This is a genomic window from Bacillus sp. F9_6S_D1_P_5, assembly GCF_054823925.1.
Map to the genome: position 1 here is coordinate 47934 of NZ_JBTREW010000019.1, position 22021 is coordinate 69954.

General features: G+C 35.6%; 28 protein-coding genes. 16 read left to right on the forward strand and 12 right to left on the reverse strand.

Annotation, left to right across the window (positions count from 1 at the left end; genetic code table 11):
• Positions 1 to 52: 52 nt before the first annotated feature.
• Together ACUXEY_RS21005 and ACUXEY_RS21010 are read left to right on the forward strand one after the other, a co-directional pair.
• A complete protein-coding gene (locus ACUXEY_RS21005) occupies positions 53 to 817 on the forward strand; it encodes a TIGR01457 family HAD-type hydrolase (RefSeq protein WP_461301534.1) in 765 nt (254 codons plus the stop codon).
• Between the two features lie 111 nt (positions 818 to 928).
• Positions 929 to 1459, forward strand: coding sequence for an iron ABC transporter substrate-binding protein (locus ACUXEY_RS21010; protein WP_128975259.1), 531 nt, complete (start codon positions 929 to 931; stop codon positions 1457 to 1459).
• A 31-nt stretch (positions 1460 to 1490) separates the two neighbouring features.
• Here ACUXEY_RS21010 and ACUXEY_RS21015 read toward each other — a convergent pair whose 3' ends face one another.
• Positions 1491 to 2072, reverse strand: a complete 582-nt coding sequence (locus tag ACUXEY_RS21015) for an NAD(P)H-dependent oxidoreductase (protein ID WP_048553513.1) — start codon at positions 2070 to 2072, stop codon at positions 1491 to 1493.
• Positions 2073 to 2691: 619 nt separating this feature from the next.
• Between ACUXEY_RS21015 and ACUXEY_RS21020 the strand changes: the two genes are divergently transcribed.
• Complete coding sequence (locus ACUXEY_RS21020) at positions 2692 to 3171, forward strand: GNAT family N-acetyltransferase (RefSeq protein ID WP_461301535.1); 480 nt, start codon at positions 2692 to 2694, stop codon at positions 3169 to 3171.
• Positions 3172 to 3194: 23 nt separating this feature from the next.
• Here the strand turns inward: ACUXEY_RS21020 and ACUXEY_RS21025 are convergent, their stop codons facing one another.
• The gene (locus tag ACUXEY_RS21025) at positions 3195 to 3686 is read right to left on the reverse strand and encodes a phosphatidylglycerophosphatase A family protein (RefSeq protein ID WP_166704720.1); all 492 of its coding nucleotides are present in this window, start codon (positions 3684 to 3686) and stop codon (positions 3195 to 3197) included.
• A 120-nt stretch (positions 3687 to 3806) separates the two neighbouring features.
• Between ACUXEY_RS21025 and yutH the strand changes: the two genes are divergently transcribed.
• Positions 3807 to 4808: a spore coat putative kinase YutH gene (yutH, locus tag ACUXEY_RS21030; protein WP_048528362.1), complete on the forward strand. Its 1002-nt coding sequence runs from the start codon at positions 3807 to 3809 to the stop codon at positions 4806 to 4808.
• 61 nt (positions 4809 to 4869) lie between these two features.
• On the opposite strand, the gene ACUXEY_RS21035 is transcribed toward yutH, so the two are convergent.
• Positions 4870 to 5085 carry a hypothetical protein gene (locus ACUXEY_RS21035; RefSeq protein WP_001125488.1) on the reverse strand — a complete coding sequence of 72 codons (216 nt, stop codon included), beginning with the start codon at positions 5083 to 5085 and terminating at the stop codon, positions 4870 to 4872.
• 311 nt (positions 5086 to 5396) lie between these two features.
• A complete protein-coding gene (locus ACUXEY_RS21040) occupies positions 5397 to 5633 on the reverse strand; it encodes a NifU family protein (RefSeq protein ID WP_000431159.1) in 237 nt (78 codons plus the stop codon).
• 206 nt (positions 5634 to 5839) lie between these two features.
• On the opposite strand from ACUXEY_RS21040, the gene ACUXEY_RS21045 reads away from it, so the two are divergent.
• From ACUXEY_RS21045 to phnA, 5 genes are all read left to right on the forward strand, one after another.
• The gene (locus ACUXEY_RS21045) at positions 5840 to 6148 is read left to right on the forward strand and encodes a YuzD family protein (protein WP_000248590.1); all 309 of its coding nucleotides are present in this window, start codon (positions 5840 to 5842) and stop codon (positions 6146 to 6148) included.
• Between the two features lie 53 nt (positions 6149 to 6201).
• The gene (locus tag ACUXEY_RS21050) at positions 6202 to 6996 is read left to right on the forward strand and encodes a nucleotidyltransferase domain-containing protein (RefSeq protein WP_461301536.1); all 795 of its coding nucleotides are present in this window, start codon (positions 6202 to 6204) and stop codon (positions 6994 to 6996) included.
• A gap of 97 nt (positions 6997 to 7093) precedes the next feature.
• A complete protein-coding gene (locus ACUXEY_RS21055; protein WP_461301537.1) occupies positions 7094 to 7771 on the forward strand; it encodes a lysostaphin resistance A-like protein in 678 nt (225 codons plus the stop codon).
• A gap of 296 nt (positions 7772 to 8067) precedes the next feature.
• Positions 8068 to 8862, forward strand: coding sequence for a DUF2628 domain-containing protein (locus tag ACUXEY_RS21060; protein WP_461301538.1), 795 nt, complete (start codon positions 8068 to 8070; stop codon positions 8860 to 8862).
• A gap of 237 nt (positions 8863 to 9099) precedes the next feature.
• The gene (gene phnA / locus ACUXEY_RS21065) at positions 9100 to 9441 is read left to right on the forward strand and encodes an alkylphosphonate utilization operon protein PhnA (RefSeq protein WP_000212737.1); all 342 of its coding nucleotides are present in this window, start codon (positions 9100 to 9102) and stop codon (positions 9439 to 9441) included.
• A 195-nt stretch (positions 9442 to 9636) separates the two neighbouring features.
• Here phnA and ACUXEY_RS21070 read toward each other — a convergent pair whose 3' ends face one another.
• The 4 genes from ACUXEY_RS21070 to ACUXEY_RS21085 form a co-directional block, all read right to left on the reverse strand.
• On the reverse strand, positions 9637 to 10434 hold the full coding sequence (locus tag ACUXEY_RS21070; RefSeq protein ID WP_088022635.1) for an ABC transporter permease: 798 nt from the start codon (positions 10432 to 10434) through the stop codon (positions 9637 to 9639).
• Positions 10418 to 11077 (reverse strand): ABC transporter ATP-binding protein, encoded by a 660-nt coding sequence (locus tag ACUXEY_RS21075; RefSeq protein ID WP_461301539.1) that lies wholly within the window; start codon positions 11075 to 11077, stop codon positions 10418 to 10420. Before ACUXEY_RS21075 ends, ACUXEY_RS21070 begins: the two co-directional genes overlap by 17 nt.
• 54 nt (positions 11078 to 11131) lie before the next feature.
• Complete coding sequence (locus ACUXEY_RS21080; RefSeq protein ID WP_048561647.1) at positions 11132 to 11305, reverse strand: aspartyl-phosphate phosphatase Spo0E family protein; 174 nt, start codon at positions 11303 to 11305, stop codon at positions 11132 to 11134.
• A 229-nt stretch (positions 11306 to 11534) separates the two neighbouring features.
• Complete coding sequence (locus tag ACUXEY_RS21085; protein WP_376906868.1) at positions 11535 to 12605, reverse strand: NAD(P)/FAD-dependent oxidoreductase; 1071 nt, start codon at positions 12603 to 12605, stop codon at positions 11535 to 11537.
• Between the two features lie 352 nt (positions 12606 to 12957).
• Between ACUXEY_RS21085 and ACUXEY_RS21090 the strand changes: the two genes are divergently transcribed.
• The 3 genes from ACUXEY_RS21090 to ACUXEY_RS21100 all read left to right on the forward strand — a co-directional run bounded on the left by ACUXEY_RS21090 (position 12958) and on the right by ACUXEY_RS21100 (position 14702).
• The gene (locus ACUXEY_RS21090) at positions 12958 to 13197 is read left to right on the forward strand and encodes a YuzB family protein (RefSeq protein WP_000595026.1); all 240 of its coding nucleotides are present in this window, start codon (positions 12958 to 12960) and stop codon (positions 13195 to 13197) included.
• Positions 13198 to 13440: 243 nt separating this feature from the next.
• Positions 13441 to 14307, forward strand: a complete 867-nt coding sequence (dapF, locus tag ACUXEY_RS21095) for a diaminopimelate epimerase (RefSeq protein ID WP_000077403.1) — start codon at positions 13441 to 13443, stop codon at positions 14305 to 14307.
• Positions 14308 to 14348: 41 nt separating this feature from the next.
• Positions 14349 to 14702 carry a HesB/IscA family protein gene (locus ACUXEY_RS21100; RefSeq protein ID WP_000573830.1) on the forward strand — a complete coding sequence of 118 codons (354 nt, stop codon included), beginning with the start codon at positions 14349 to 14351 and terminating at the stop codon, positions 14700 to 14702.
• A 146-nt stretch (positions 14703 to 14848) separates the two neighbouring features.
• On the opposite strand, the gene ACUXEY_RS21105 is transcribed toward ACUXEY_RS21100, so the two are convergent.
• Positions 14849 to 15412, reverse strand: coding sequence for a GNAT family N-acetyltransferase (locus tag ACUXEY_RS21105; RefSeq protein WP_166704714.1), 564 nt, complete (start codon positions 15410 to 15412; stop codon positions 14849 to 14851).
• A gap of 162 nt (positions 15413 to 15574) precedes the next feature.
• On the opposite strand from ACUXEY_RS21105, the gene ACUXEY_RS21110 reads away from it, so the two are divergent.
• Entirely contained in the window at positions 15575 to 15673 is a 99-nt protein-coding gene (locus ACUXEY_RS21110; protein WP_461301540.1) for a methyltransferase, read from the forward strand.
• A 105-nt stretch (positions 15674 to 15778) separates the two neighbouring features.
• Positions 15779 to 16132: a YxeA family protein gene (locus ACUXEY_RS21115; protein WP_098346624.1), complete on the forward strand. Its 354-nt coding sequence runs from the start codon at positions 15779 to 15781 to the stop codon at positions 16130 to 16132.
• Between the two features lie 27 nt (positions 16133 to 16159).
• Here ACUXEY_RS21115 and ACUXEY_RS21120 read toward each other — a convergent pair whose 3' ends face one another.
• Positions 16160 to 16621 (reverse strand): 2-thiouracil desulfurase family protein, encoded by a 462-nt coding sequence (locus ACUXEY_RS21120; protein WP_461301541.1) that lies wholly within the window; start codon positions 16619 to 16621, stop codon positions 16160 to 16162.
• A 79-nt stretch (positions 16622 to 16700) separates the two neighbouring features.
• Here ACUXEY_RS21120 and ACUXEY_RS21125 point away from each other — a divergent pair, with 79 nt between their 5' ends.
• Complete coding sequence (locus tag ACUXEY_RS21125; protein WP_461301542.1) at positions 16701 to 17582, forward strand: helix-turn-helix domain-containing protein; 882 nt, start codon at positions 16701 to 16703, stop codon at positions 17580 to 17582.
• 434 nt (positions 17583 to 18016) lie between these two features.
• Here ACUXEY_RS21125 and ACUXEY_RS21130 read toward each other — a convergent pair whose 3' ends face one another.
• Complete coding sequence (locus ACUXEY_RS21130) at positions 18017 to 19204, reverse strand: MFS transporter (RefSeq protein ID WP_431144410.1); 1188 nt, start codon at positions 19202 to 19204, stop codon at positions 18017 to 18019.
• Between the two features lie 91 nt (positions 19205 to 19295).
• Here ACUXEY_RS21130 and ACUXEY_RS21135 point away from each other — a divergent pair, with 91 nt between their 5' ends.
• Positions 19296 to 20165: a LysR family transcriptional regulator gene (locus ACUXEY_RS21135; protein ID WP_000158035.1), complete on the forward strand. Its 870-nt coding sequence runs from the start codon at positions 19296 to 19298 to the stop codon at positions 20163 to 20165.
• 565 nt (positions 20166 to 20730) lie between these two features.
• On the opposite strand, the gene ACUXEY_RS21140 is transcribed toward ACUXEY_RS21135, so the two are convergent.
• Entirely contained in the window at positions 20731 to 21978 is a 1248-nt protein-coding gene (locus tag ACUXEY_RS21140; RefSeq protein WP_061679570.1) for an MFS transporter, read from the reverse strand.
• Positions 21979 to 22021: the final 43 nt, after the last annotated feature.

The following is a 22021-nucleotide window of genomic DNA, read 5'->3' on the forward strand; positions in this document are numbered from 1 at the left end:
AAGAGTGGTATGATAGGTGAGAACGTTAGCATAAAAAGGAGAGACATAATCGATGTATAAAGGTTACTTAATTGACTTAGACGGTACGATGTATCGCGGAGAAGAACAAATTGAAGAAGCGAGCGACTTCGTAAAAGCATTAGGAGAGCGCGGCATTCCTTATTTATTCGTTACGAATAACTCAACGCGTAAACCAGAACAAGTGGCAGAAAAACTTGTTCGTTTCGATATTCCAGCGAAAGCAGATCAAGTATTCACAACGAGTATGGCGACAGCGAACTTTATTTATGAACGAAAACAAGACGCAACTGTATATATGATTGGTGAAGAAGGCTTGCATGATGCGCTTGTGGAAAAAGGATTTGAACTTGTGGATGAAAATCCTGATTTCGTTGTTGTTGGTTTAGATCGTGACATCACATATGAAAAATTAGCAAAAGCTTGTCTTGCTGTGCGTAACGGCGCAACGTTTATTTCTACAAATGGGGACATTGCTATTCCGACTGAGCGCGGTTTATTACCAGGTAACGGTTCATTAACATCAGTTGTAGCAGTATCAACAGGTGTGGATCCAATCTTTATCGGAAAACCAGAATCAATCATTATGGAACAAGCTTTAAAAGTGCTTGGCATAGAAAAGAATGAAGCCTTAATGGTTGGGGATAACTACGATACAGATATTTTAGCAGGAATAAATGCCGGTATGCATACGCTTCTTGTCCACACTGGAGTAACAACTGTGGAGAAGTTAACAGAATATGAAGTACAACCAACGCAAGTTGTGCATAACTTGACGGAGTGGATTGAGAAAATGTAATGAAATGCAGGTAACCGGAGAAGGTTACCTGTTTTTTTATGCATAATTGCATATTCGCTGTTGTTATATAAAATGTAAAATTTATATGTAATGATACAAGGAGGAGTCAGAGTGTACTGGATGTCATGTATTATGTTTATTTTTACATTATGTGTTTTGTTTTTTGTTCTATGGAAGATATATAAAATAAATGAAATGAAAAAAAGCGCAGGAAAACGCATTGCAATGTATCCTCGGGTGAAAAGACGTTGGATTGTATTACTTGGACCAGCATATTTCATTGGACAATGTATGTATATATATGCTCAGTACATAAGTGGCGATATTGAAACTGTTGAACAGTTTCTCATTCAGCTAGGTATTCATGCTGTAGCAAGTTGTTTTATGACTTTAATAGCTATCCATCTTATTAAAAGTGTACAAATATATGAAAAAGGTGTAGTAGACGGATTAAACTTTTATTCATACGAAGAATTAAAAGGCTATAAAACATCAACATGGGCAAATCCAAAAGAAAATATATTTTTATATCGCGGGCGAGAAAAAATGAATGACAATGTAAATTTACTTATTAGACAGGAAGATATGAATGAATTAGAAAGCGTTCTTCAAAGATATATTCCGAAATTAATGATGAAATAAAAAAACTCCGGTTAACAACCGGAGTTTTTTATTAGAATGCACGATTTACAACATCTTTAACCTCTTCAAGATATTGTTTACGCACACTATCATCCACAGAAGGGACACTTGTATAGAATGTGTGCTCAATTGTTTCAATGCCTGTAAATTCAAAAATACCAACATCTGCTGTTTTCTTCATTGCGTCAAACATACCGCCTGCTGTGTATGCTTCTTTCGTATTTCCCATTGTAGATAATAATAAGCCTTTTTTACCGCTTAATAACTTCTCGATACCATTTTCACCGTAAGCATAAGCGAAGCCGTGGCTAAATACACGGTCAACGTATCCTTTTAAAATAGCAGGAAGTCCCGCCCACCAAACTGGATAAATGAATGTAATGCTATCCGCCCAAGAGATATGCTCTTGCTCTTCTTTAATATCTTCTGGTGTGTTGCCTTGAGAAAATGAGATGAAATCGGAAGCGCCTAATACTGGATTGAAGTTTAACTCGTATAGATCGCGAACGCGTACTTCATGACCTTTTTCTTCTAATTCACTTTTTACTGTTTCTAAAATCGCATGATTGAAGCTTTCTGTATTTGGGTGTGCATAAACGATTACATGTTTCATTGTTCTTCCTCCTATTTTTGGATATGTGAATAGTTTTTTTATTTATGTAACTATTATGGTTACTTCCTTTGCAGAAGTCAAATGATACATATGTATGTATAAAAAGACGGCTAAAATCGTCTTTCTATACCCCGCTCATACAAAGAACAAAGAAGACGAATAAAATGATAACAATACCAATGCCGAAGTTAAATACGAGGGTACTATCCATATATGTAGCCTCCTTATTTGAAAGTAAAAAGCACTCTAGTTAAGAGTGCTTTTTTATTTTGAATCTACTTTATAACTTTTAGAAAGTGATTCATGCGTGTAATGATTTAAATTATTTTATGTATTTATGCTTTGAAATGAGTAAGTCCTTGTGAGATATAGAAAAAAAGACACTCGTTCGAGTGTCTTTTAAGATGACAAAATGTGCCAATTGCTTGAGGTTGATAAGACGCTAATTTCCGTGTTAACGCCTTTTCTCTAATCAAGAAGTGTAACAACAGCGATTCAAATAAATTGTACCATTTGTTTTATAGGTGTGCGTATGTAATTATGCATATTCCAATTAGAGGGAAATGAGGCGCGAAAAATGAATGAGTATATATAGAACATTTGATTAGGGGAGAGAATGATGGATATACATAAGTTAACGGTAGAAGAAGCAAATGAGGTAAATACGTGGACGTACGAAGAACCTTATAATTTGTATAGTTTTTCAGGAGAGGAAGAAGTAATAGAAGAATTATTAGATGGGACGTATTACGGCTGTTGTGACGATAATGGGGAGTTTATCGGCTATTTTTGTTTTGGGGAAAATGCACAAGTGCCAGGGGGAAGAGATGCTCATTTATATGGTGGAGAAGATGTAATTGATATCGGACTTGGCATGAAGCCAGCGTTAACAGGGAAGCGAATGGGGCAAGAATTTTTTCAAGCTGGCATAGCGTTTGCTGTTAAAGCATTTAGGCCGAAAACGTTTCGACTTAGTGTAGCGACGTTTAATACAAGAGCGATTACGCTATATAAAAACATAGGTTTTCAGCAAGGTCCTATTTTTTTGAGTCGCGGAAGAAAATTTATGCTCATGGAATATGAAAGACCGTCAGTATGAAACTGACGGTCTTTCATATTTTATTATTCCGAATGCTCAGCTCTGTGTGCTAAACGGCTTGAAGCAGCGGCAGCAATTCCGCCAACGATATCATCAAGGAATGTATGCACCTTTCCAGTTGATTTATCATTTAAGTATTCTAAAATACCAGGTTTTAATTTATCGATATATCCAAAGTTCGTGAATCCGATAGAACCGTACACATTAACGATAGAAAGTGCAATCACTTCATCAATTCCGTATAAGCCTTCATCACGTTTTACGATATCTTGTAATGGCTGACTTAACATTCCTTTTTCAGTAAGGACATCGAGTTCGATACCTGTAATCAATGCATTTTGTACTTCACGTTTTGATAATACACGCTCAACGTTATAACGGCATTCTGACATCTCTAAATTTGGATGATATTTTTTTTGAAGAAAATGAACAAGCTCAGCAATATCGTCAATTGTTACACCGCGCTCTTGTAATAGTTGTAATGCTCTTTCTTGTAGTTGATTTGATTCTTTCATGTTTATCACCTTTTTTTCTTTTTAGTATTTGTATACGTTTCGTTGCTTTATCACGTGCATAGGAATGAAAGGCGAGCACAAGCTCATATATATAAAGAAAAACCATAGGTGGCGAATGCGATGATTCATCATATTTATGAGCATTATCATATGCATGTTAAAGAATTAATCCCCCTTGGCCCCTATAAAAGCTTTTGGATTCGCAACAAAATTTATGTACTTGTTCCAATTGGAGAAATGGAGGAAGAAGTACTTGTAGAGATGAAAAAGCTCAGTGACTATATGAACCAGCAAGGGGATATAACTGTAGCGACTTTCGTTCCGACTATACACGGCTACTATGTAAGTGAGATAGAAGAACAAAATTACTGCTTATTAAAAGGTATGCGTGCGTTAGAACGACATGCTACATCATTAGGAAGTGAGCTTTCGATATTCCATAAACGAGGTGCTTTTTTTCCGGAAGAGATCGAACAATTAAGCCGCATTGGTGAATGGAAAGCGTTATGGGAAAAAAGGCTCGACCAATTAGAAAAATTTTGGCAATCACAAGTGATGAACCACCCTACAGACGTATTCGATCAATTGTTTATTGAATCCTTCCCGTATTACTTAGGAGTTGCAGAAAATGCAATTCAATATGTTGTCGATACAGAGATGGATGATACACCGCAACTAACTGATGCAGCAACCATTTGCCAAGAACGATTCACACCCTTATTATGGCATCAAACGAAGCGTCTCAAACTTCCTTTTGATTGGGTGTATGATCACCCAACTCGAGATATGGCAGAATTAATCCGCTATATGATGATAGAAAAAAAGAAAGACTGGGAGCAAACAATTGTTCAATTTGTTACAGATTACGAACGAAATTATTCGCTATCCTCATTTGGTTGGCGCCTATTATTTGCAAGGCTCCTGTTCCCACTTCACTATTTTGAAACAGTCGAACGATATTACCAAACAGGAAACGAAGAACAAAAAAGCATATATAGAGATCGCTTAGAAGCCATTTTACACGATGTGAACCGCTCAGAGCAATTTATGAAGCACTTTTATGGATCACTTCGTTTACCAGTTGATAAGCTCGGGATTAGAAAATTAGATTGGCTGTCTTAAAAATATAAAAAAGAGACCGATTGAGGTCTCTTTTTTATATACCACAATTGTATGTAATACATTATGCCCCTACTTGTTGATCTGCACATATATTTAAAATGAATTGATGTTGTTCGATTTTTTCATTTACTTTACTCAATAATTCTTGCTGGATTTCTTTAAATAAAAATTGATAGCTTGCATTCCATGTTGGTATAACGGATGAAAGGTCTAATAAATACTCTTTTTTCTTTTCTAGTTCTTGAATTGTTAAAAAAGTGTTCCCCATTTTTGGCATGTGTCGTCCCCCTATGTTTTTACTTTATATGTGTGAACGATTCTATAGTATTAATTATCTCATTTTTTGAGAAGGATTTCCAATTTTGCTTTATGATGTTAAAGGAAAAGTGTGATTTGAATAAAAAAAGAGACCCATTTGGGTCTCTTTCTAGGAAGCGATTCTGAACGAGCCGCTTCTGCTTTTAATTAATATCCAGCTCCAGCGGCTAGAACAGTCGGCCATTTCGCACCTTCCTGCGAGGCAAAAAGCGCCTCTTCGTCAGGAGCTCCAATGACCTCCTGTTCTGAATGAGCCGCTTCTGCTTTTAATTAAAATACTTGTTCTACTTCAATAACGCCTGGTACTTCTTCAAGTAATGCGCGTTCGATACCAGCTTTTAGTGTGATTGTAGAACTTGGGCAGCTGCCGCATGCACCCATAAGGCGTAATTTTACGATACCTTCTTCAATGTCTACTAATTCAACGTCTCCGCCATCGCGAAGTAAGAATGGACGTAATTTATCTAATACTTCTAGTACTTGTTCTTGCATATGTGGGTTTTCCATTTTTATCGACTCCTTTCATCAGTTTTATTATAATCAAGATAGAGGGGAAAATCTATTTTTTCTGTTCTTGTTTTAATGTCGAAATTTTTTATCATGTTTACAACGTGTTTTTTCAGTATAGGGGTATGGAATAAGTTTGTAAAATGATGTGCTTATGTACTAAGACATCTGAATATACTGTTGAAACAAGAAGTGGGGGAGAAGAAATGGTTAATGTGCAAGTGTATGGGACGAAAGTAATTTGTGCGAGCTGCGTTGGAATGCCATCTTCAACAGAAACATTTGAGTGGTTACAAGCGGCGATTGGTCGTAAATATGAAGGACAAGAAAATAAATTTAATTTCGAGTATATTGATTTTCAAGAAGAACAAGAAGATGAAGATAAAAAAGCATTCGCAGAGCGCGTAGTGGAGGAAGATCTATTTTATCCGGTCGTTCTTGTAAATGGAGAAATTGTTGGAGAAGGAAATCCTCGTTTGAAGGATGTTTACGAAGAAATCGAGAAATATTTATAAAGCAGGAAGCCTTTGCGAATTCGCAAAGGCTCTTTTTTATTGGAGGGATAGATGTGAAAAATGGAGTGAAGCATGCGTTACCAACGGAAGTACGACAGTTAATGGAGCAGTACACAATAGAATTAAAAGAAATTTTTTTATATGAAAAAATAGTCGGGGTATACATTTACGGATCCATCGCACTCGGTGCATTTCATGTAGAAACGAGCGATGTTGATTTTGTTACGGTAATAAGTGATTCTGCGAATGAAGCTGAAAAACAGCAGCTTGTAGAACTTCATAAGAAACTTAGTGGTAGTACGTTAGGGAAAAGAATGGATGGTATGTATATTCCGTTTGCTGATTTAGGGAAATACAATGATGAACTGAATGAGTACGTGTATTGTGCAGATGGTAAAGCGAATGTAGGTCATTGGGATATTAATGCGGTCACATGGTGGACATTGAAAAATCAAGGTATTACAGTTACCGGGAAAGAAGCGGAAGATCTTCCGTTTCAAATAAGGTGGGATGATGTAGTCAATACGATGAAATACAACGTAGAACAGTACTGGAGTGGAAAGGCGAAGCAACCGTATTTATTTTTTATAGAAGAGTGGGTAGAATCAGCTGTCGTTACGATGGGCCGTATTTTATATACATTGGATTATAAAACAATCGTTTCAAAAGATAGAGGATTGCAATACTTGTCAGAACGTTCAGGGGAAGAATGGAAGATTTTATTAAAAGAAGTAGCGAGAATACGGCAAAATCCAAAAGAAAAGCGAATGCTCTCAAGGTGGAGAAGGGCAGATATGACGAGGAAGTACTTACTGTGTTTAATTGAAACGTGTAGAGAGAAATGGTAGGGAAAAAACAGACGATACAGTAGATTGTATCGTCTGTTTTTGTGTTAAAAATGGTATATAATGGTTTAAAAGGTTTAATTATACTGGAGGGGATAAGATGAATACAGAATTAGCTACATATGAAAAAAAGAATGTAGTAATGAGTATGCGCGAAGTAATTAGCATGATAATAATTATTTTTGGAGTAATGTATGGAATTGATTTTTTAAACATTATATATGACTCTTCCTTATATCCATGGTATGTAGATCATCTTATTCCGCCTTTAACATTTCTTACTATTATTTTTATATATTCACCAGCAAGAAATCACTGTGTACAGTTAGTAAAATCAATACAGTTCAATAATTTTAAACATTATGTAACGATAGTAATGACGATGATTGTACTGCTTATATATCTTGCAGTATTAAATTTAGTTTTACCACATGGGCTTCGTGTGGATGAACCTAATATAGTAATAGAGCCTACTAAAAATGAAATTATTTTATACGTAGTTGTACTTACGGTTTTTGCACCGATTTGGGAAGAACTTTTATTTCGGGGGATATTTTTCACGAAATTATCTCGGCGTTTCTCTACACTTAGTAGTGCCGTTATAAGTGCTTTTATATTTACTTTAGGTCATCCCCTTACAGTAGGGAGTGTTTTATATATTTTTGGTGGCGGTATATGTTTAGCTTATACGTATAAGAAAACAAATAACTTACTCGTCCCATGGGGGATTCATTTATTAAATAATGCATTTTTTATATTAGTAAATTTTCAATTGTAAAAAGACGCCTTTTTGAAAAGGGCGTCTTTTGTATTTTGTAGGGGAAGGTAATACGAAATATGGATAGTTTCATGTGAAACATTTTTATTATCAAATATCTAAAATGATTAACTTAGTGTATTGAACGTATCATTCATAAGTATTCTAATATATTTAAAAGTAAAATGGAATAATAAATGGGATATTGTCGGAATATATTCGATTTCCGTTCATTTTTATGAAATATATGCGCTTTTTGTTAGATTCCTTCTTTTTATTTCTATAAAATACACGTATGTAGAAATGAGAAAAGGATGATGTACGTGAAGGACACTGTTTTACAGGAAACAATTTCTCCGCAACAGTTACATACAGTCGTTCAAAAGAATACGGCGTATTATGACTTTAAGTGGGGCAAAGTAGAAAATCCAGCGCAAGGAAATACGTGGAATTGGGTAGCCTTTTTCTTCCCGACTTTTTGGTTAGCTTATCGTAAAATGTATAAGTTGTTTATTATACTTACGTTATTGGCGGTACCTAGTATATTCGTAACGCCTTTTATAGATGTTCCAGATGGAATGTATGTAACGTTTAGTTTAGTTCTTCAATTAGGAATGATGATATTTACTGGATGGCAAGGAAACCGTTTATACTATAAGCACGCTGTCCGTATTTTACATAAGGAAGAAAATATGCCAGATCATGAGAAGGCGTATTACTTACAATCAAAGGGTGGCGCTAGCTTTGCTGGTATGGTTGGTTTTCATGTTATAGTGGGGATAGTGTTTGGTGGAGCTATGTTTGGACTTTCTCTGTTGCCAACTGAGCCGAACATTAAAAATGTTGTTCGTTCAAGTGGTGAAGGTGTTACTTTAGAGATTATGACAGATAACCCAACTTGGAAGTTTGTGAAGAAAGAAAAAGATTATGATGTAGTAGAGTTTACTGGTTATGATTATACAGAGAAGAAAAACGTGAAAATAAAATTTGCTGTTTATTTCGATGAAGATTATTTCGAGTGGCAAGAGGTATACGAGAATACTAAGAAGTTAAGTGAAGAAGAGTTAGAAGAGTATCAATTTTATATTGAAGAAAATAGTTGGAGTTTCTAGAGCGAAACTCGTTCATTTTGGAAAGAAGGATCTTGTGAAGGTTCTTCTTTTTTTTATTGGAAACACCATACGAATTGAAATTTTGTAAAATACAATAAAAAATGAGAATTCCAGGTAGGCTTGTCAATAACGTGAGACTATGGCACTATAAAGAAATGCTGTACAAATTTTATTTATCGAGATGTAAACATCAATTTTGATTTTTACGTATAAATAATGAACGGAGGAAATGAATTTATGGCTACTTTACCAAATTGTCCAAAATGTAATTCAGAATATACGTATGAGGATGGCGTTCTTTTCGTATGTCCTGAGTGTGCTCATGAGTGGGGCCAAGAAGCAGAAGCTGAAAATAATGATGGTGCAAAAGTTGTAAAAGATGCGAACGGAAACGTTCTTCAAGACGGCGATGCTGTTACTGTTATTAAAGATTTAAAAGTAAAAGGAACTTCTTCAGTTGTGAAGATCGGTACGAAAGTAAAGAGTATCCGTCTAGTTGATGGCGATCACGATATTGATTGCAAAATCGACGGTTTCGGAGCTATGAAGTTAAAATCACAATTCGTTAAGAAGGCGTAAGTAAAAAGAGGAGGCGAGTGGCCTCCTCTTTTTTATTGTCATTTTTTGTCGGTAAGTCGATATTCCTTGTCGAATCGTCGATATATTTCAAAAATCGTTGATATATTTTGAGTTATGATAGATATATTCGAAAAATCGTCGATATAATTTCACTCGCCGAGAAAGGTGTATCATTTACCGAGCAAGAAGTATCATTTACCGCGCACTATAGTCAATCTCTTTCAACTGACACCGCTTATTAAAGAATGTTTTATATCCAAGCTGTAAGAAGATAATGACAGCGAAAGCGGTACTGCCTGAGATACCGAGTATGATGGCAATTTGATATTGAATAGCTGTGAACGGTGATACACCAGATAAGATTTGTCCTGTCATCATGCCTGGTAGGCTTATAATCCCCATTCCGACCATAGAATTGATTGTAGGTAAAATGGCAGAGTCAAAAGCGTCGCGTATGAGCGGAGCAGCTGCTTCTTTCGGTGTTGCGCCGAGCATAAGTGCACCTTCAATTTGACCTCTTTGCGATTTCATATTGTTTAAGAACGTATTTGCACCGAGAGAAACACCAGTCATCGCATTTCCGACTAACATTCCCGTAATCGGAACGATATATTGCGGCGCGTACCAAGGATCGTGCCCGATAATAACAAAGATAAATAGTAGAAGTGGCCCAATTGATCCGGCAACCATGGAAAGAGCGGCTACTCGTTTTAAGTCTTTTGACATTGGGATGTTAACTCGTTTATAAATATTAAAAATTGCAAAGGTAGTAATAGAAGTAATGAGAGCAATTGTATAAAATGGATTACTATTTTCAAAGACGTATGTAAGAACATATGCAACAAGTACGAGCTGAATTGTCATACGAAACGTTGCGAGCGCAATTTGTTTTTCGCGTGGTATTCCTTTTAATTTCACAAGTCCAATTAATATAAGAATGAAAATATATGCAGCGGCAAGTTGCCAAATTTGGAGTTCAATAACGCCTTTCAACTGAGAGCACTTCCTTTCTAGTTGCACCGTTTGCTTTGCTAATCTCAATAATATCGTCTGCAATTTCTTCTGGAAGTTGTTGTGAGTGTGTGATGAAGATAACTGTTTTTTTCTTTTCTCTTGCCAGCGTAGTAAATTGCTTCATAACGCGTCTTTCGGTATCGCTATCTAACGCCGATGTTGGTTCATCTAATAAATAAACTGGTGGATCCATAAGTACGATACGTGCAAAAGCAAGTCGTTGTTTTTCCCCGCCTGATAAGGAATCAGCGTTGTCTTCTAAATTTTTTTCTAAGCTAACAGTCGTTAATGCGCTTCGCAAGGCATCATCATTTGGAAATGGTTTTTCAGAAAGACGAAGTCCCATTAATAGATTGTCTTTAATCGTTCCATCAAAAATAGGTGGTGTTTGCCCAAGCATGACTACGTCACGTCGTAATTGAATAGGGGGATAGTCAGAAATTAGCTTTCCGTTATATTCAATTGTACCGGATGTTGGAGAGTGTAAATCATTTAGCATGCGGAGCAATGTACTTTTTCCGCTCCCACTCTCACCGATAATACATGTGATTTTTTCTTTTTGAATCTGTAAATAAGGAATGTGTAGTATATCTTTATATGTAACGTCTTTTAATATAAACATAAATGGCTCCTTTCTGATTCTAGCTCTATCGTATCAAAAAAGAGAAGATAACGGTTATAAAGAGCAACGTTTTTTCTTTGTCTTAAGTTCTATTAATAAGTTAAGTAAACGATCTAATTCTTGGCTGAAAGAAATCACTTTATCATGAGTGAATCCATATTGTTCAACGAGATGGATCAATTCTTGCTTCTTCGCTTCTATTCGATCGTTTAGTTTCGTTAAGTTCATAAGTGAAATGGAATGCCTCCTGTAAAAGTATTTATGACACAAAAAATAAGACCGAATGACTTCGGCCTTAAAGGAAATAAAACAACTTATAAATAGCATACACTGTTTATCGATAGTTTTTAATATAAAAATGAAAAATAATCATCATCCATATTGAGAAAGATGTGTCAGATAATTATATTGTAACTTATAAAAAAAGCTGCCTACTTAGTAGACAGCATGTAAAGTATTAACCCTTATGATATTTGTACATCCAAAGAAGACCGGATTTTAATAATCTCGGTACACGCCCCATTAATGGTTGGTTTGCTAGTAAACCGAAGCCGTGCTTCTTCCCAAGAGAGCCGAGAACACCTTTTAATTTAATAACAGGTAGTTCGTCAGGAAGTGGTTCATTATTCCAACGTTTTAATAATATTTGGACAATTTGTTCTCCTTGACCTTCAGCAAGTTGGGCAGATGGAGCGTGTGGAAGTGCTGCGCAATCTCCTACAACATAAACGTGCTCGTTATTCGGAATATTGTGATATTTTGTTAAAACAACCCGTCCGCTACCATCTTGTTCAACTGGAAGGTTTCGAACAACTTCATTTGCTTGAATACCAGCTGTCCAGACGATTGCATCACATTCAAGTGGTTCATCATGGTTGTACACAATATTTGGTTCTACTTTTGTAATGTTAGAGTTTCGTATAATAGCAACTTTATGTTTTACGAACCATTCTTCTACATATCTACTTAATTTCTCTGGATATGGGAATAGAATTCTATCTTTTCGATCAAATAAGTAAATTTTTAAATCAGAACGGCTTTCGCGAAGTTCACTTGCAACTTCAACGCCACTTAATCCAGCACCAACGACAGCTACTGTTGCATTTGGTTCTAGACTATTTAATTGTTCATATGTCTTACGTGTTTGTTCAATCGATTGTAGGCTATGCGTATATTCCTTCGCCCCAGGAACGTTATGATATTTATCCTCACAGCCAAGACCGATAATTAAATCATCATATTGGATCGCTTCACCGCCATCGAGATGAACAGCTTTTTCTTCGAGATCAATATTTGTTATCGTGCCGTATTGAATATTGAGGCGTGGGTGTTCAGGAAACGGTATACGAATATGCGTTTCTGAAATAGTACCCGCAACTAATGCATAATATTCAGTTTTGAAGCAATGATATGGTACTTTGTCGATTAATGTCACTTGTACATCATCTGGAAGTTGGTTACTTGGAAGTAGCCGCTGCAGAATTCTCATTCCCCCGTAGCCGCCACCCAGTATTACGAGGTGTTTCATGATGGATTACCCCTTTTCTGTTGAAATATCCCCTAATCACACAATTTTATATTAATAAAATATTTTGACTTTACTCAATCAAATTATATCGAATTTGTGAACAAATAACAATGCATGAATGAATACTCTGTTGTACAATAAGAAGAAAAGTAAAGTAAACTGTTTTGCCTTTTTAGTTACTATTTCATTGCAAGTAGCATGTTATATAAAATAAGACCATCTACTTTGAAGTGAAATAGTGAAGTAACTAAATAGTTTAGAATGTATAACAAAAACAACAAGAGACAGCTTAGTTTTCTTCTTATAGATGAAGTCAGAAAGTAATTTGTTTTGTAGTACAGGGGGGAGAATTTTGATTAAACCATTAATTGAATTTTGTGTAGGTAACCTTGCGAGTGGTTCACAAGCAGCTTTAGAGAAATTAGAAAAAGATCCGAATTTAGATGTAATGGAGTATGGTTGTTTAGGATATTGTGGTATTTGTTTTGAAGGACCTTTTGCACTTGTAAATGGTGAAGTTGTACAAGGTGCTACAGTAGAAGAACTGGTCAATAATGTATATGAGTATTTGGATGAAAATCCAATGTTTTAAGGTGTTGCAATCGGCAGCACCTTTTTCTTTTTCTATGAGATAAAATTTTGTTTCGCGGGAGAGGATAATATTGTATGTAAATAAAAAAGGCCCTTTTAGAAGGGCTTTTTTCTTACACAACTTGTGCAAGAATGGCTCATCGCCAAATGTTGTCAAATATGAGAAACGGGGGACATTCATATTGTGTTCTAAAAGCGTGCATTTTATACTTACAATAACAAACTATTTTTGGAGTGAATACAAATGAGCCAATTTTCTTTTACAAAAATGCATGGTCTTGGCAATAGTTATATATATGTAAATATGTTTGAAGAACAAATTCCGGAAGAAGATTTAGCTCTTGTGGCGGAAAAGGTTTCTAATATTAATACTGGTATTGGAGCAGATGGAATGATTTTAATTTGTCCATCTGACGTAGCTCCGGTGAAAATGCGCATGTTTAATAATGATGGATCAGAAGGAAAGAGCTGTGGTAACGGTTTACGTTGCGTAGCGAAATATGCGTATGAGCATAAACTAGTAGAAGAAACAGTTTTCACAATTGAAACGTTAGCTGGCATTGTAACGGCGGAAGTAACGGTAGAAGAAGGGAAAGTTACGTTAGCGAAAATCGATATGGGAGCGCCGCGTTTAACACGTGCAGAAATACCGATGCTTGGTGAAGGTGAAACACCATTTATTCGTGAAAACTTCTTATACAATAATCATCGTTATGCATTTACAGCTGTTTCAATGGGAAATCCACATGCGGTTATTTTTGTGGATGATGTAGAACAAGCACCTCTTACAACACTTGGCCCAGTTCTTGAGACACATGAAATGTTCCCAGAACGAGTAAATGTTGAATTCATCGAGATTTTGAATGAGGAAGAGATGAACTTCCGCGTTTGGGAACGTGGATCTGGTGTAACACAAGCTTGCGGAACAGGGGCGTGTGCTGCGGTTGTAGCCTCTATTTTAAATGGGAAAATGGAACGTGGTAAGGAAATTACAGTTCATTTAGCTGGCGGCGATTTAATGATTGCATGGACAGAAGAAGGCAATGTGTTAATGAAAGGACCCGCGGAAGTAATTTGCCGCGGAGTGTATGAGTACAAGATAGAAGCGTAAAGATGTATAATAGAATGAGAACAGAAAGGATGGTGTATTTCATGATTGAAGTTACAGAACAAGCAGCTTTTCAAATTAAAGATATGTTAAAAGATGCTGAAGATGGAGAGAAGTACGTGCGCCTTGCTGTACATGGCGGCGGATGTACTGGCCTTTCTTACGGCTTAGGATTTGAAGTAGAACCAAAAGAAGACGACACAGTTCTTGAGTTTTTCGGTGTTGAATTTGTTATCGATACAGAAAGTGCTCCAATTGTTAAAGGAGTAAAAATTGATTATAAACAATCGATGCTTGGCGGCGGATTTACAATCGACAATCCAAACGCAATCGCATCATGCGGATGTGGATCATCTTTCCGTACAGCGACGAATGCTGGTAAGCCAGAAGAGTGCTAAGTTTTTAGCAGAAATAGAGAAAGACCTTTTTAGCGATGAAATAAAATCGTTAAGGAGGTCTTTTCTTTTGTCGTAAAAAATCAAAAACTTCGATTTCCAAATGTAGAAACCGACCTTAAGATATGTTGCATAACGAATGTTGAAATCTAATTTATTTTTGCATAGATGCAAGTATCAGTTAGTTGTTTGCCGTCAGCTGAAAAATCTTCATTACGTAATATCCCTTCAAGTTCAAAGCCTAGTTTTTCAGGGATTGCACGACTTTTCGTGTTATTAGATTCACATCGTATTTCAATCCTTCTAAATTTGAATAACTGAAATCCAAGGTTTATTAACGCACTTACTGCTTCTGTCATATATCCCTTCCCACTAAATTGCGTGTTAATCCAGTATCCAGTTTCACATTTAGAAACTTTCCAATCAATTGCGTGAAGGCTAGCAGTTCCAATAAAATCATTCGTCTCCTTATGGTAGATAAGATAGCGAAAGCTTTCTCTTTTCAAAAAATCTATATGCGCATTTCTCAGAAGAATTTCCGTTTCTTCAACAGTAGGAATGGACTGGAATAAAGACAACCATTGCTTTAATTCACGAATGGAATCTTTAATAGCTTCGTGTACTACATTCCCTTCACCAGATTGAAGTGGTGCTCGAAGAATGAGTCTATCTGTTTCTATTTGTAACGGAACATCTAATAAAATGGGATTCATATTATTTCTCCTCTCAAAAGCTAGAAAACAATAAATATATATTCCATTCATCGTTTAGAAATCCCTTTTCACATATTGAAGACGGAATTGTTAGTTGGATAAGGAGTGATTATTTTTCTTCTGATTTTTGTCTTTTGCATAATTAGAGGTTGGTTTATATGTATGAAGAAGTTTAACGAAGTAATAGCAACTCATCCAAGTTTAGAATCCGTACTCATTCCAATCGGTGACGGGATGACTGTTTCTAAAGTGAAGAAATAATTATTATCTTACAAAAGTGTAATGTTCATGTCATGTTTTTGAATTTCTTCTTTAAAGTTTAGGCCTTAAGATAACAATATAAGAAAAACACATGAGGTGAAGGAAATGAAAAGATATATTGCACTTTTTAGTATTTTAGTTGTATTTGCAAGCCTGTTAGTTGGCTGTGATTTAAATCGTATGGGTAAAGACGAGTATTACGTTCAAATTACAGTAGATGGAAAAGAGTATAATGGTAAATCTGATAATGGTGAGCCGTATAAAAATTACGAATATAAACTAAATGGTTTTGATAAAGACGGAAAAGAAAAAGAATTAGAATTTAATGCACAAAAAAATCTTCGTAAAGAAGCATTCTTACGTGTATATCACTCAGATAAAAAAGGTGTAACAGCTTGGGAAGAAGTGAAGAAAGACGAGCTTCCTACGAAAGTGAAAGAAAAATTAGGTGCGAAATAAGAAAGAAAAAGGAATTGACGAACAGGGTCAATTCCTTTTTTCTTTCTCAAAATCCTCTTCTGAAATGACTTTAAATCCGTGTCTTTTGAATAAAGCAGTTGTTACCCCGTAACCAGTCTGTTTATTCCCGTTAAATTCTCCAGTGTAAATTGTAGAGCTACCACAAGATGGACTGCGTTCCTTTAAAATAATATATTCTGGATGTAAATCTTTCATTTGTTCTAGAGCTTTATAAGCACCGCTCACGAAAGCGTCTGTAACATCTTCACCGTCTTTTGTCATCACTTTCGCTTTACCATCTAAAACGTCATCGCCATTTCCGCCAATAATTTCAGCTGAGGGACGAGGCGTTGGCAGTCCTCCTAATACTTCAGGACAAACAAGTAAGGTATCTTCTCTTTGTAATAACTCCTCTATTTTTGAAACGAGATTGTCATTTCCATCATACCGACAAGCGATGCCACCTAAACAAGCACTGATTACAATCATATTTTCATCTCCAATAAAAAATATTAACTATCACGCCAATTTCTCTTCCTGCCTCTTATTTATAAGTGAGGTGATAAAAATGGGAAGCTTATATAATTTAATGAAACCATATAGTGAATTTCGAAGTAAAGAAGAGTTTAATACATACCAAAAACAAGTTTTGAAATATTATCGATTTCAATTAAATAAAACGGATGCTACTATTATTCATTTTTTAGGAAAATATGCGGTGAATGAGAAACAGAACACAGTGGGAGTTGCTTGTCCGTTAATGGAGACGATTGCTACGAATGTTGGAAAAAGTATTCGTACAGTACGCCGCTCTATTGCAAAGTTAGAGGAACTAGGAATTATAAAGCGTGTTGCGACAAAAGAAAGACATAAACGCGGCGGGTATAGTGCGAACTTATATGTATTTCTTATATCTGCAATTGACCGCATGGATGACCGTATGAAAATGTCCGCATGTGAAAGTGAGGATCGTGCAGATGGCTGTAGTAAAACTGAGCAAAAAAATAAGGGGGAAACAATTTTTTCTAAAAACATCCCACAAATAAAAGAGAATAGAAAAGAAACGTACGAACTTGATGAGACGTATTGCCGCCACGATATACCGAAGCCTTTTATATACGCACTTGTACCGATGACGAGTAATCCGAAGAAGATTAATATATTTTGGAGTAAGGTGGAACTTGCGTATAAAAAGAGCGGATTATTAGAACAAGGTGTTTTACTGGAGCAAATATTAGCTAATGAAGAAGTGTATGGAAATTTCATTTGGCGAGTGAAGAGTGTCGTGAGAGCGTATAAATATGGGGAAATCCGTAAAAATGTTAAGGCGCTTTTATATAGTACAGTGCGGGATCTATTTTTAGAGGTTGGACTAGAATGGGGAGCAGCTATGAGAAGAAGTAAGGGGATACCGTTATTTGATCCGTTTAAAAAGGAGCCATGCGTATAACACATGACTCCAAGTGTGGCTTTAAAATAGCGTTTGATCAAAATTACCTTTCAAACTCGTATTTTACGTTAAATAAAAGGAATCCGTTCTGAAAAAAGATTGATCAAAACGGATTCTTCTCTTGTGAATTAGTATAGATCTTTTATAAAAAAGTTTGATTATTTTATGCCTGTGATCTTCCACAATCGCGCACTTTAATGGAATAACTAAAATATTTATCAAATCCTATACTCATTAGTCATACTCTAATGAAAGTTTCCTTGTTCTCTTCTTCAATACAAAAGCCGTTAAATGCACAGCGAACTTGATATTCGGTACGTTCGTTCTAATATACATTTCCTCTCCCTTCACAACTGCAAAGGTGGGTGATGATTTCCCCTTTCAAAACCTTCAACAAGTTTTTGAAATGCTGGTATTGGAAAGTATTTTTATCCTTAAAATTGGTGATTCTTCATAAAATTTCTATTTAAATAGAAAGAATATCTGATAAAAATAAGTGCAAGTATACCGAATAATCCTCCAATCCAGCTTAAATTCACTATATTTGTATACTGAATAATGATTCCTCCTAATGCAGAACCTAGCATCATTCCAACATTCATTAAGGCGGTATTAAAACTGAGTACTGTTTCAGAGGATTGTGGTTTTAGTGAAATTAGATAAAACTGCTTTGCTGGTGTTGTTGTCCAAGTTGCTACTCCCCAACAAGCTAGTGTGACAAATACACCGACTGCCCTATACTGTGTAAATGTTAGTACAAATAAAGAGATGATATGAACACATAAACTTAATGAAATCGTTCGATTAGGTCCCCATCTGTCTACCGCATATCCTCCAAAGCGTGAGCCAATAAAAGCAAAAGTGCCTAAAACAAATAAAGCGATACTTGTCATTTCTATAGAAAAACCAGCAGTATGACTTAATAATGGAGCAATGTAGGCGAACACAATCGTATATCCTAAAATCCAAAAGATCGTTGTCATTAAACCAGTAAGGACTCGTTTATCTTTCATAATTTGTAGCTGTTGTGTAAATGGCAGCGGTTGGTTTCCTTTTATTGATGGTAATAATTTGTAAAGTCCTATTATTAAAAAAACTGTGCCAAGCGCAATAATTAAGAAAATATAGTGCCAATCAAAATGTCCAGCTAAAAATGTTCCGATAGGTACTCCAAGTACTAATGAAACAGTGAAACCTGTAATGACTGTTGCCATAGCACTACCTCTTTTTTCTGGAACTGCAATTTGCGCAGCATAATTGGTGGCAACAACAATGTATAACCCTCCACTCATCGCCATAATGACTCTAGATAACATAAGAAAGACAAAATTATAGCTAAAAAATGCAACTAGATTCCCTAGAATAAATATAGAGATAGCATATAAAAGTACTTTTTTACGATCCAATTTAGACGTTAGCATGACCAAGATCAAAGCTCCAATAGCATAAGATAAAGAATAAATCGTAATCAACTGACCAGCCATTGAAATTGAAATATCTAATTCAAAAGAAATCAATTCTAAAATTCCAGAAACAACAAACTCTGCTGTTCCTGTTACAAAAGCCCCTAAAGCTAAAAGTATGATGATTAGTTGATTCATATTATTTTTCAATTTGTACATCTCCTTATATTTGAACTACTGTTTTTATTTTATGTTCCATGTTAACATAAGTAAAATTGATGTTTTTAATAGAGGAGATGAGTAATTACTCATGACTATTGTGCGCTACGAAATCATTGCAAAAGTAGTTGAGCTAGGAAGCTTTACAGAAACTGCTGAAACATTAAATATGACCCAATCTGCCGTGAGTCATGCAGTTGCGAGTTTAGAATCTGAATGGGGAGTTTCTTTATTAATTCGTGATCGAAAAAAAGGAATAACACTTACAGATATAGGACAAAAAATTCTGCCGCATATTAGAGAAATATTGAAAAGAGTGGAAGTCATTAATCAAGAAATTGCGCTTATGACAAGCTTGGAAACAGGTATTATTCGTATCGGCACTTTTGCAAGTGCTTCTTCCTGCTTATTGCCTAAATTACTTGCAAAATTCCGGAAAAAGCATCCTAAAATAGAATTTAAATTTTACGAAGGAACCTATGAAGAGATTACGGAATGGTTAGGTTCAGGCATTATTGACATTGGATTTGTAGTAAAAGGAAAATCAAACCCAAATTTCGATTTGGTTCCTTTGATTAAAGACAAGATGGTAGTCGCTTATCACCCTGATCATCAATTTCATTCTAAAGAAATAGTAGAAATGAATGATTTAATGTATGAATCCTTTATTATGCCAACAGGGATGTACCAATCACATGTTGAGGAATTATTTGCAGAAGCGCAAATTAAACCATCTATTCTTTTTGAAGTACACGACTGTACAACCATCGCTAATATGGTACAGGAAGGACTTGGCGTTACGATAGGTCCAGAATTATTTTTAAAGACACAGCAAAACATAAAAATCAGCAAACTAAATATTGAAAACAGCCGTGAAGTAGCACTTGCCTGTCAATCAATTGCAAATGCTTCTCCTGCGGTTAAGGAATTTCTTCATGTGGCAAAAAATAGGAATTATTAATAAAACACTAAACTACTCCCCATAGTAAGCCAATCCTATTCATGGTTTGTGACGCTTTGAACGCCAAAACCATGGCAGGACTGGCCCTTTAGTTTAATAAGATATCCTACAATTCTTAAAGAATAGAGAACGAGAATACTGAGTACTAAAAAGATTTGAATGATAATTCCCACCACACTACAAATTGAACCGGAAGTAGCTAATCCACTACCACTTTGGTTTTTTTCTACAATTTCTTTTGTCGCTTTTCTAGCAACTACAACTCCTAAACCACCAAAAAAAACCGATAAATGGTATTAGGATATAAATAATACCAAGGTTTAAAGAAATTACTGAATTACTGTTTGTTTGAGCATTTTCAACCATTTAGATTTCCCCCTTTACAACCCTTTAGTTTAAGGGAAAATCTTCACAATTTTTTTGCTCCATAATTATTTTCAGTAAAGTGTTACTCAAGAAAATGGCCCGTTTGTGGAACAAGAAAAAATCCTGCATATCAACACAGGATCTTTAATCAAACTTTATTATAAATAATCAGACTTTTTTCAAAAGCTACACCAAGTAGTTAATCAAACTTTCTTACAACTGGAACACGAATCGCTACAAATAGTACGAAGACGATAACGGCGATTGCACCGCTTTTCATAACGGTTACGATTGGAATTCCTATTGCAAGTGCGATTGATGTGAATGCATAAGAAAGCGGGATAAAGCCCATTGATGATAGCATAAGTAGACTCATTACGCGTCCCATCATTTCTTCTTTTACTGTCGATTGAATCATCGCCATAAGCGGAACGATAGCCATTGCGATTGTAATACCGTAAAACATGCCAGCTAATAATGCTTGCCAAAGTACGGTGCTAAAGTTAATGGATAAGAAGAACACACCAGACAGTAGCATCATGATAATGCAAAATAGACCACGTCTACGATTAATATTTTTTAAACCGACAATGACAGCACCTATTGCCATTCCGCCACCTACAGATGCTTCTAAGTAACTAAACTGAAGAGAATCACCGTGCAGAACATTTTTAACGAAAAGCGGGAAACCGACTTGCATCGGACCAATTAAAAATAAGTTTAAAAAGGCACTACAAAGAAGGAAAGTTGAAAGGAATGGTGATTCTTTTACATATAAGATTCCTTCTTTAATAGAAGTGAACATGCCTTTGTCTGTATTTTCCTGTTCTGGCATCGTAAATTGTATTTTTTGAACGAGTATGGCTGCGACGATCAGTAATAAAATCGTGATCGAAAAGATCGTTTCATAGTTCGTAAATTTGATAAGAATGCCGCCAAGTACAGGACCTAAGATGACCGATGCTTGGTTTGTCATTTGTGTAAGTGAGTTTGCTTGTGTTAAACGGCTTTTTTCTACAAGTTCAGGTAAGATAGATCCGTCAGCTGACCAGAAAAAAGCATCAGCAAGTCCAAAGAATAAAGCGAATAAAGCAAATGTATACAGTGTTACATCACCTACGATGAACCATGTAAGAATGGTCGCGACGAGAATAGCACGAATAATATTAGAATAAAACATAATGTTTTTTTTCGGGAATTTATCAGCTACAGCGCCGCCGATAATCATAAAAATAAGCCTTGGAACACTAAGAGCTACGAAAACAACACCGAGTGAAGCCTCAAGGTTTAATGTTTTTGCTATGTACCACGTTTGTGAAAAAGTAAAAAAGGCTAAAGCAAAACTTGAAAAGAGTGTAGCTGCCCAAAGAAAAAGGAAATTCGTATTTTTTAATAACGGTTTTCCGCTTCCCTCTAAAGCAGATTTATTTTGTTGTAGTTCCTCCATATTGCTTCCTTTCTATGTGACAAATTTAAACTAAAAACTTGTT